The 9,019-nt window shown below is 65.1% G+C and carries 13 protein-coding genes and 2 tRNA genes; 6 read left to right on the forward strand and 9 right to left on the reverse strand.

The window, feature by feature from the left end; translation table 11 throughout:
- The first annotated feature begins 46 nt into the window (after positions 1-46).
- Positions 47-118 (forward strand) — tRNA-Gly (locus AW272_RS35340).
- A gap of 14 nt (positions 119-132) precedes the next feature.
- Positions 133-207, forward strand: a tRNA-Val gene (locus tag AW272_RS35345).
- An 89-nt stretch (positions 208-296) separates the two neighbouring features.
- Here the strand turns inward: AW272_RS35345 and AW272_RS35350 are convergent.
- From AW272_RS35350 to AW272_RS35375, 8 genes are all read right to left on the reverse strand, one after another.
- Positions 297-1,478: a site-specific integrase gene (locus tag AW272_RS35350; RefSeq protein ID WP_066374330.1), complete on the reverse strand. Its 1,182-nt coding sequence runs from the start codon at positions 1,476-1,478 to the stop codon at positions 297-299.
- Positions 1,450-1,632 carry a CopG family ribbon-helix-helix protein gene (locus AW272_RS42755; protein WP_157519081.1) on the reverse strand — a complete coding sequence of 61 codons (183 nt, stop codon included), beginning with the start codon at positions 1,630-1,632 and terminating at the stop codon, positions 1,450-1,452. Before AW272_RS42755 ends, AW272_RS35350 begins: the two co-directional genes overlap by 29 nt.
- A 167-nt stretch (positions 1,633-1,799) precedes the next feature.
- Positions 1,800-1,973, reverse strand: coding sequence for a helix-turn-helix domain-containing protein (locus AW272_RS46145; RefSeq protein ID WP_083959030.1), 174 nt, complete (start codon positions 1,971-1,973; stop codon positions 1,800-1,802).
- A gap of 166 nt (positions 1,974-2,139) precedes the next feature.
- Positions 2,140-3,885, reverse strand: a complete 1,746-nt coding sequence (locus AW272_RS35355) for a helix-turn-helix domain-containing protein (protein ID WP_245657886.1) — start codon at positions 3,883-3,885, stop codon at positions 2,140-2,142.
- Between the two features lie 35 nt (positions 3,886-3,920).
- On the reverse strand, positions 3,921-4,268 hold the full coding sequence (locus AW272_RS35360) for a hypothetical protein (RefSeq protein WP_066374333.1): 348 nt from the start codon (positions 4,266-4,268) through the stop codon (positions 3,921-3,923).
- Positions 4,269-4,320: 52 nt separating this feature from the next.
- Positions 4,321-4,515, reverse strand: a complete 195-nt coding sequence (locus AW272_RS35365) for a hypothetical protein (RefSeq protein WP_218011162.1) — start codon at positions 4,513-4,515, stop codon at positions 4,321-4,323.
- A gap of 6 nt (positions 4,516-4,521) precedes the next feature.
- On the reverse strand, positions 4,522-4,728 hold the full coding sequence (locus AW272_RS35370) for a hypothetical protein (protein WP_066374337.1): 207 nt from the start codon (positions 4,726-4,728) through the stop codon (positions 4,522-4,524).
- Positions 4,729-4,876: 148 nt separating this feature from the next.
- Positions 4,877-5,230: a hypothetical protein gene (locus tag AW272_RS35375; protein WP_066374339.1), complete on the reverse strand. Its 354-nt coding sequence runs from the start codon at positions 5,228-5,230 to the stop codon at positions 4,877-4,879.
- Positions 5,231-5,469: 239 nt separating this feature from the next.
- Between AW272_RS35375 and AW272_RS35380 the strand changes: the two genes are divergently transcribed.
- Together AW272_RS35380 and AW272_RS35385 are read left to right on the forward strand one after the other, a co-directional pair.
- Positions 5,470-6,501, forward strand: coding sequence for a P-loop nucleotide/nucleoside kinase family protein (locus tag AW272_RS35380; protein ID WP_066374343.1), 1,032 nt, complete (start codon positions 5,470-5,472; stop codon positions 6,499-6,501).
- A complete protein-coding gene (locus tag AW272_RS35385) occupies positions 6,498-7,061 on the forward strand; it encodes a hypothetical protein (RefSeq protein WP_066374345.1) in 564 nt (187 codons plus the stop codon). The genes AW272_RS35380 and AW272_RS35385 overlap by 4 nt, the downstream gene beginning before the upstream one ends.
- A 676-nt stretch (positions 7,062-7,737) precedes the next feature.
- Here the strand turns inward: AW272_RS35385 and AW272_RS35390 are convergent.
- A complete protein-coding gene (locus AW272_RS35390; protein ID WP_157519083.1) occupies positions 7,738-7,941 on the reverse strand; it encodes a hypothetical protein in 204 nt (67 codons plus the stop codon).
- A gap of 251 nt (positions 7,942-8,192) precedes the next feature.
- Here AW272_RS35390 and AW272_RS41330 point away from each other — a divergent pair, with 251 nt between their 5' ends.
- Positions 8,193-8,426, forward strand: a complete 234-nt coding sequence (locus AW272_RS41330) for a winged helix-turn-helix domain-containing protein (protein ID WP_369408806.1) — start codon at positions 8,193-8,195, stop codon at positions 8,424-8,426.
- Between the two features lie 81 nt (positions 8,427-8,507).
- Positions 8,508-9,019, forward strand: a 512-nt coding sequence (locus tag AW272_RS35395; protein WP_066374349.1) for a winged helix-turn-helix domain-containing protein, incomplete at its 3' end; no start/stop codon positions are given.

Genomic DNA, 9,019 nt, shown 5'->3' on the forward strand with positions numbered 1-9,019 from the left:
CGCTAGAGTAAGACAGGTGTCGCGGAGGTTAACCCGAGGCGATCACGCGGAAGTGGCTCAGGGGTAGAGCATCACCTTGCCAAGGTGAGGGTCGCGGGTTCGAATCCCGTCTTCCGCTCGGCAGTTTTGCTTGGACGATTAGCTCAGCGGGAGAGCGCTTCCCTGACACGGAAGAGGTCACAGGTTCAATCCCTGTATCGTCCACCAGATAGTCGCAGGTCACTAAGGGTTCCGGAGATTCTCCGGGGCCCTTTTTCGATCTTAGAAGGTCGCGGGGAGCCAATTCGGGAGCCACCTCAGGCGGACTTCTCCTGACTACCGAAGATCTCGTTCATTGCTTCCGCGCCTTGCGTGATCTCCGGGCTGAGCTGGAGACGGTAGACCGACTCCGTGACGCGGGTGCCGGCGTGGCCGACGAGATCGGCGATCGTCTCGATACGGACCCCATGGGCACTCATGATCGAGACGAACGAGTGCCGGAGTTCGCGCGGGGTCCACGTGCCGTCGAGGCCGGCGCTCGCGGTGATGCGCTGGAACGACTTGCGGACGTTGGCGGCGTCCTTCGGGGTTCCGGTGCGGGTGGAGAACACCACGCCGTGTTCCTGCCAAGCCTCACCGGCACGGAGCTTCTGTTTGGCCTGTCTCGCGTGCTGCCGTCGCAGCGCGGTCCCGACTTGCGTGGGGACTTCGAGGGTGCGGCGTGAGGTGGGGGTCTTGGTGTCTCCCCCGACGCGATCGGCCCGCCACACGTAGATGGCGAACCGCTGGTGGTCGAACCCGACTTCGGTGACGGGCTGCCAACCTTCGCCCTTCACCCACGCCACGACGTGATCCCATTGCAGCGCACGGGCCTCTTCTGTGCGGACGCCGGTCATGAGGCTGAGCACGATGTAGGTGTGCAGGCCCGACGATTCGGCCGCTTGCAGCACCGCCGTTGCCTGAGCGAACGTCAGGGCCTTGCTCGGGCGGCCCGACTTGCCCTTGGGAGCGGTGACCAGTTCGGCGACGTTCCTGCCGACCATGTCTCTGACCTCAGCGTGCCGGATCGCGCGCTTCAGGATGGAGTGGACGCGGTGAATCGTGCTCGTCGACAAGACGGCCTTGAGTCCCTCTAACCACTTGTCGACGTCGTCGGCGCGGAGCGTCTTGAGCTTGGCCTTGCCGATCTTCGGGATGAGGTGTTTGGTCGCGAGCCTCCGGAGGGTGTCAACGGTTCTCGCGCTCTGGTCCTTGAGCCCACTGGCCAACCAGTCCGTGACGGCTTGGCCTACCGTGTAGCGCTCGGGGCTCTTGATGCCAAGCTCCAAGTCCTTGACGGCCTCGATGAGCTTGTTCTTCACGTCGGTCTTCGTCTTGCCCTTGCGCTTGAGTCGCTGACGCGTGCCGTCCGCGCCGAACCCGAGGGAAACGGCTCCGGTGAAGCCGTTCCCCTCCGGATAGATGGTGCCTTCATAGGTGCCGATCATGATCTTTGACATGCGATGCCTCCTCGTGGCGGGTGAGGTACTCCTCGATCGCCTTCCGGATCACCCATGACACGTCGCGCTCTTGCGATTCGGCGTAGCGGGTGAGACGCGCTTTGAACGCGGTTCCGACCCGTACAGCCGGCAACGTCGTCCGGTCGCTCGACATGGGATGCCTCCTCTCGCTGTTGTGAGCGCTGACTTGCCGATGGAGTTGCCAAAAGGCGTCTGACCTCGGGACCTTCCGACCGATGTCCGGTCGGCGTGTTCTGGGTCTGTAGCGCAACGTAGCACAGCGGCATGGCGCTGCATACTGCTCTATACCGCTTCATGCTTCTACTGCATCTCTTCGAGTGAGGCCACGAAGTCGGCAAGGTGCTGGTCCGTGATTCGGCGAAGCTTGCCGATCTTGATGCTGTTGAGTTGCTTCGTGCGGAGAAGCGCATAGACCTTGTCGCGTCCGATGTTGAGGATCTCGGCGACCTGTTCGACCGTGTACGCCTGGATGATCGATCACCTCCTCTCCCCCGGGCGTCGCCCGGGGTGTCTGGTTGTCGTCTGGCGATCACCTCTCTTGGTTACGGTGTGTGCTTGTCTCACGGGTTTGTCTCAGCGTTCGTCTCACGCCTATGTGCAGACGCACGCGAGACGATGAGACATTGAGACGTTGAGACGATTACGCATCGTGATGACTGCCAGTCGCGCGCCAACGGCCTCGTCGGGTCTGGCGGGCGCGTCCCTCGTCTTCGAGTTGGGCCAGACGGCGGTACAGCGTGGCGCGACTCATGCCGGTCGCCTTCAACAGATCGGCCAGCCCGACACCCTCGTCGGGAGCATCGTCGAGGGCGGCTATCAAAGCCTCGTCGGCGTCCTGGGTGTTTCTGCGGTTGGGCTGTTCGCGGGGTTCGTCCGGGTGGACGTCGTTGAGTGCTTGGTGCGAGATCTCGTCGAGGGCGGGTCGCCGGTCGGCGTGGCGTAGTGCGGCGCGTTGAACGGTCTCGTCTTCGAGGAGGTAGCCGCGTGCGCGGCGCGGAATGTCGTGGTCGGGTGAGCTGACCAGGAACTTGCCGGGGGCGTCGAGTTTGTCGGCGTGCCAGCCGGCTTTGTGCATGCCCTGTCCGAGAATCAGGTCGACGTCACGGCGTTCGCGGACGCGGTAGCTGACTCTGATGTCCATCTGGGAGCGGACGGCGCTGTTGCCCATGGTCTTCTGTGACGGGCGTTGGGTGGCGATCACGAGTTGGACGGCGGGAGCGCGGCCACGTCGGGCGATCGAGTCGGCATGCGCCAGCGCGTTCGGGGCCTCGTCGGAGAGTTCGGCGTACTCGTCGGTGACGATGACGAGTGCTGGCGCGTCGGGAGTGGGCTCCCAGACGCGTAGTCCCTGCATGGCGAGCATTTCGGCGCGACCGTCGAGGATGGCGACGGCGTCGCGGAACAGGGCTTCGGCTTCCCGCGGGGTGGTGGCGATGCGGTCGAGGCAGGACGCCCATGGGAGCAATTCCATGCCGCGTTTGAGGTCGACGCCCCACACGATCGTGTCGGTGCACGCGGTGAGGTTGCCGAGTAGGACGTTCTGTCCGCCGCTCTTTCCCGATCCGGAGACTCCGCCGAACAGGCCGTGCCGGCGCAGGAATGAGACGCGTACCGGGGTGCCGTCCTCGAAGACGCCCAGTTCGATTGGGTCGTTGATCGAGGTGACAGATGGGCCGGTCCAGCCGATGGAGTCGGCGTGCGGGTCGGTCTCGATCACCCGGATTTCCATGCGGTTGGCCTTCTCGGGGATCGGTTGGATGCGCACGGCACCACGGCGGGTGCCCAACGCGGACTCGATCTCGGGGACGCGTCCCAGTGCGTGTTCCACGGTCTGACCTCGGGCGAGGCCAATGCGGGCGCGGTATCCCCACAGGTCGACAAATGCGGATTGCACGCGGGAGCCGGCAAGGCCGATGGCGTTGGAGATCTCCGGCCACGCGGCCAGCGTGCGTTCAACCCGCACCCGGGCGCGGCGCCGGCGATGCACCCACCACGGAAGCGCGAGAACCAGAGTTCCGACCGCCAGGAGAGCGGGCATCGGCGGGTTGAACGGGCCGTACGCGGCGGAGAAGGCAATCCAGCTACCGACGCCGGCGACGGTGAGCGCCGAATAGACGCGTTCACTGACGCGCAGATGCAGCGCCGCACCGCCGAACATCGCGACCAGGGCGACGGCGACGCCCGTACCGGCCATGATCGGGCGAGCCCATTCCGGGTGGGTGACGTGCATGACGGCACCCGTGAGCACGGTCAATCCGGAGATCACCAGCGGGCCCAGTTCGGACCGTCTCCGCCACAGCCACCAGAAGATGACCGCGACGGCGAGCGGCCCGAACTGCATGTTCGCGTCGATCATCATCATGGGCTCGACGCCATACCGGCGCATGCGGCGAACCTGAGAACGGGACAGGTGACGGGCCCTCATGGAGCCTCGCCACGTTGAGCGGCCAGTTCGTCCCGCACGTAGTACAGCGGATCGTGCTCGCCTTCACGGTCGGCGGCGAGAGTGGCGAGCGCAGCGGCGATGAGGTTGTGGTGGTCGAGTCGGAGCATGGTCTGTTCTGCGCGGAGTCGTTCGATCTCGTCGCACAGGACGGGAACGGCGGCGAGGATACGGGCGAGCGCCAACCCTTGCGGGGTCGTGAGGAGAGCAGACACCAACGGGCGTACGGAGGGCTGTTCGGCGAACTGGGTGAGGGAGTCGAGGCGGTTGCGGACCTCCTGAAGGCCGTTCTGTCGGGTGGGCCGTGTGGTCGACGTGATGATCACCCCCTTTCCTCCCGGGGCGCAGGGCCCCGGGAGCGTAGACGACATCGGACGATCAGCCGATGAGGAGCTTGAGGACGCGGGTGAGCGTGGTGATGACGTTCTGGAACTCCGGCGTCGAGACGGATTTGCCGAGACAGAAGCCGAACGCCACGCACACCGCCGCGTGCCAGAGCCGGAGTCGGGTGTAGCGGAGTGCCACCAGGAGGACGGCACCGAGCAGCAGCACCAGGGAGACGGAGACCACCAAGGGGATTCACCTCCTCCTCAGGTGGGCTGGCGGCGGGTCGAGGACGCGCAGTCCCGAGAGCCGTCGCGTCATGGCGCAGGGCACGGAGTCGGGAGTGTGGTGGATGCTGACGCGGGTGCGGTCCTCGCGCCGGATCTCGGAGGACATCCCGAGTACGGCGATCACGGAGGCGATGAGGCCGATCGCGCCACCGAAGGCGATGATCATGAACACGGGATGTTCTCCTCTCCGGTGTGGGGGGCCTTGCGGCGGAGCCAGCGGTAGCGGGCGAAGCACTTGCGGCAGATGACGGCACCGAGATCGGCGATTCCGCCGCATCGGCATCGGTGGCCGTGTGTTCCGGGGATGCGCATCGGGCTCGTCACCGCGCATCCGCGTCGGTGGGGTGGATCGAGCCGTCGTAGGACATGAGGGCGTCGTGTCGTGCTCGCGCTCGGGACGAGATGGCCACGGCCGTGTAGCTGACGCCGCCGAAACTCTTGCTGGTCCGGCAGTGCCCGCTCTCGTGGTGGTCGTGGTGGACCTCGCTCCGGAGGGCGGCACCGATCCGCGTGACCTCGGCGCAACGGGCCTCGTCGGTCTCGCCACGCGGGAAGACGATCATGTCGACGTTGAGCGGAGAGGGGAGCGCGCGGTTCCTTTCGAGGAAAAACGCCAGCCGGCGCAATCCAGAAACGAATTCGCGGGCCTGCAATTCTTTGGGGTCGTAGGTCATTTCGGATCACCTCCTGAGGTTCGCCAGCGCTTCTGTCTGGCGTGCCTCAAGTTCACCGAAATCCCGCGAAAACCCCCATCACTAATCCCTAGCCGGGTTTCTAGACGCCTCGACTAATCGACTAAACGCGAACTAGACGAGTTGGGCGTTCCCCTGGCTTGCCCCATTGACGGGCCGTAGTATCGCGCTGGACTTCCGATCATCCCCAAGTAGCGGTGACCTACAGGAGGAACCGACGGATGCAGGTCAAGCATGCTGGTTGGCAGCCGTCCAAGCTGCGGGAACGTCGCGAGGCCGCCGGGCTGACGCTCGAAGCGGCCGGCGAGCAGTTGCGCCACATCGGAGAGGTCCACAACTGGAACCTTGCGGCGAACTTCCAGACCATCGGCAAGCACGAACGCGGGGAGAGCTTCCCGCACGTCCACTACCGGCGCGCGTACTCGCTGCTCTACCAGAGCGACGAGTTCACGTTGGGGTTCCGCGCCCAGCCCGCCGATGTGACCGGCCCGGTGCCGGTGCTGAACGTGCCGGGGATCGTGTCGGAGCCCGCGTTCCAGAAGGAGGCCGCGCGAGCCATAACGGAAGCCCTGGAGCGCATCGCGAGCGGGGTGAGCGAGGGTGACGGGACGATGCGGGCCGTGCTCGAATCGCGGGTACTCGACGCGTGGGGTTCGCGGTTTGTCATCGGTGCGTCGCAGAAGAAGACGCTCACCCTGGTCGGCGGGTATGCCGGATCGGGGAAGACGGAGTTCGCACGGTTTCTCAGCGATATCACCGGGTGGGCGTTCCTGGACAAGGATTCCATGACGCGGGGAATCGCTGAACGGCTACTGGTTTCGCTGGGTGGCGATCCGAATGACCGGCATTCAGAACTCTATTTGAGCGAGGTCCGTCCGCTGGAGTATCGGTGCCTGATGGAGACCGCTTACGACAATCTCGACTGTGGCGTGTCCACGGTTCTTTCAGCGCCGTTCATCTCGGAACTCAAGCAAGATGCATGGTTGAAGCGGCTGGAGAACCGGTGCGCGGCTAAGGGCGTCGAGGTGGCCGTTATCTGGGTACGGTGCGATGTGGATTCCATGCGCGAATACATGGAATTCCGGTCGGCTCCACGTGACACCTGGAAGCTTCAGAACTGGGATGACTACGCGAACTCCATCGACACGGAGAACAGTCCCCCGGGTGTTCATGTCACGGTGGACAACCGCTATGGGATGGCGATAGCCACCGCCGACCGTACGCGCGAGACCTTGCGCCGGCTTCTCCCATGACGCTGCGGGCGATCATCCTGTACGGGCCCCCGACGAGCGGCAAGGACACGATCACGGCAGCGCTCTCGCACGCCGACGAGAGGTTCACGTACCTCAAGAAGCTCAAAGTCGGGGGTGGCCGGTCGGTGGGGTACCGGCCGGCCAGCCGTGAGCAGCTCGACGAGTTACGTCAGGAGGGGCGATTAGCCGTCGAGACTCACCGTTACGGGAACGTCTATGCCGTCGACCAGGCCGACGTCACTGCCATGCTCGCGGCGGGTGCGACGCCCGTTGTCCACATGGGGAACATCTCTGATCTGCGGGCCCTCAGTGCCAGCGATCCCGACACCTGGTTCCGGGTGCGGCTGCATGTTCCCCGGGAGGTCTGTGAACAGCGCTCTCGGCAGAGGGGCGATGCGGACACCTCTGAGCGCTTGCGCGCGTGGGACGAGACTCTTGCCGATCTTCAGGCCCATGACGACGGGCACACGTTCCACATCTGCATTGAGACGCACCTGTTGGACGTCGATGCGGCGGCTCAGACGATCGTCACGGCGTTGAAGATCACGAATGATCATTGATCCCGTGGTGCTCCGGCGAGGCTGCTTGAGCGGTGACCTCGAAGCGGCCCCGCCGGAGGGTTAGCGGGTCATGGCCATTGGCGTCATTTCGCTGATGAACATGACCAATTGGTGAGCGAATGCGAAGGGCAGATTTGTGCTGCCCCACAGGGGGAGCTCCACATTGTGTTCACCGGTGAAGTAAGCGCGGCCTTCAGCGTCCGGGGTGTACATGTCGGCGAGCACACTTGCGGGTCTTGAATTACCGACCATGTAGATCGCTGGCGATGCGTGCAGATGGGGGCATAGAGAGAGCGCGACCGGAATGCAGCTCAGGCACGTCGGGGGTGCGCTTGCGAGTCCTCCGGTAGCGCCGACTCGGCGGAACACGGCGTCTGTGACGATCCAGGGGACGCGGCCTGTTGCGGGGTCCTGAGCGGGGTTTCCGCACACCTGGCAGAGAAGGTTCTCCATGCAGTCCCACTGCCGGCGCGTGTTCAGCTTGCGCCACTGGGGTTGGCCCTCGCGTGATTGCCCGGAGCGAGCACGAAGGGCCCCGTACCGCCAATCGCCCTCATGTGGATGCTCGTAGCTGAGTCGTAGGCCGCCGATGGGGCTCCGCACGAACTTGATCGGCGAGGTGTCCAGTTCGTCGGAGTAGGCGATGACGTAGGGGACGGGGATCTTCGACGCCTGGTCAGATCGGGTGCTTGTCATTGATGCCGTCCTCCTCTCCGTCGCGTGGATGTGTGCCGCCCGCGAGGACCTCGGCGAGACGGTTGACCGTCTGGCTGTGAAGCGTGCGGCGGCATCCGCAGTTCGGGGTTGAACAGGAACCGGTGGCGTACCAGATGCCTGCCAACTCCCAGATCGTCCATTCCGGATAGAGGTCTTTGAGCATGTCAGGGGTCATGCGTCACCATGCCGGGCGGCCCGCCGACCTTGGGTGACGCCAGAAGCCGACGGGCCTGATCAGGTGGAAGTGCGGACCTTCCAAGGGCTCGTCACCGCCCGCCGCAGAGCATAGACCGCCATATAGAGCGGTGTATAGCGGCATGCCGCGTCATGGACGTCTATGCAGCTCAGAGGCGTTCTAGGGTGATCTGCATGAGTGCTGTGCCGCCGTACGACCCTGACGCACCCGGGCCCGCCATGTACGTCTATGCACGAGTGGCCGACCACATCGCGGCACGGATCGCGGCTGGCGAACTGGTGCCGGGTACGCGGCTTCCGGGAGAGCGTGATTTGGCCGCAGAGTATGGCGTAGCGCTTGGGACGGTTCGACGTGCGATTGAGGAGCTGCGCGATCGTGGGCTGGTCGTTACCCTGCCAGCCAAAGGAACTTACATCGCCCGTCCGGAAGACCTCGCATCACAATCCGACTAGAGAGCGTTAAGGGCTTGGGTTACGGGCTTGTGGTGGTCTGGGAGAGCTGACCGCGACTGGTTGCGGGGTTATGCAGGTGGGATGAGGTATCCCGACAGTGGCGGGCTGACCGCCGAGCAGCGTGTGAAGCGGGAAGTGGTGCGGTTACGGGCGGCCGACCGGTTCGCCGAAGGCGCCACCGACGCACAGGTGGCGCGGGAGTTCCGGGTGTCGCGAATGTCGGCCAACCGGTGGCGGCACGCCTTTGAGTCCGCCGGCCGTGAAGGACTGCTGTCCAAGGGGCCGGGCGGGGAGGTCTGCCGGCTCGACCCGGACCAGGTGGCGGAGCTGGAGACAGCGCTGGAGGCCGGACCGGCCGTGCACGGGTGGGACGATCAGTGCTGGACGTTGTCCCGGATCGCCGAGGTGGTGCGCCGCCGATTCGGGGTCGGCTACACCCCGGCCGGGATCTGGTACCTGCTGCGGCGGGCGGGATGGTCCTGGCAGGCGCCCTCCCGCAGGGCGGCCGAACGCGATGAACAGGCCATTGCCGCCTGGAAGGACGAGCAGTGGCCGATCATAAAAGGACCGCGACCCGGTTGGGGGCCTGGCTC

Source organism: Herbidospora mongoliensis (assembly GCF_001570545.1).
GTDB classification, from domain to species: Bacteria; Actinomycetota; Actinomycetes; order Streptosporangiales; family Streptosporangiaceae; genus Herbidospora; species Herbidospora mongoliensis.

Excerpts from the sequence above, each read along its gene's own strand:
- AW272_RS35350 (WP_066374330.1), bottom strand. The coding sequence starts at position 1,478 with ATGTCAAAGATCATGATCGGCACCTATGAAGGCACCATCTATCCGGAG.
- AW272_RS35380 (WP_066374343.1), top strand. The coding sequence starts at position 5,470 with ATGCAGGTCAAGCATGCTGGTTGGCAGCCGTCCAAGCTGCGGGAACGT.
- AW272_RS35390 (WP_157519083.1), bottom strand. The coding sequence starts at position 7,941 with ATGCTCAAAGACCTCTATCCGGAATGGACGATCTGGGAGTTGGCAGGC.
- AW272_RS42755 (WP_157519081.1), bottom strand. The coding sequence starts at position 1,632 with ATGTCGAGCGACCGGACGACGTTGCCGGCTGTACGGGTCGGAACCGCG.
- AW272_RS35375 (WP_066374339.1), bottom strand. The coding sequence starts at position 5,230 with ATGACCTACGACCCCAAAGAATTGCAGGCCCGCGAATTCGTTTCTGGA.
- AW272_RS41330 (WP_369408806.1), top strand. The coding sequence starts at position 8,193 with ATGTACGTCTATGCACGAGTGGCCGACCACATCGCGGCACGGATCGCG.
- AW272_RS35355 (WP_245657886.1), bottom strand. The coding sequence starts at position 3,885 with ATGCGCCGGTATGGCGTCGAGCCCATGATGATGATCGACGCGAACATG.
- AW272_RS35385 (WP_066374345.1), top strand. The coding sequence starts at position 6,498 with ATGACGCTGCGGGCGATCATCCTGTACGGGCCCCCGACGAGCGGCAAG.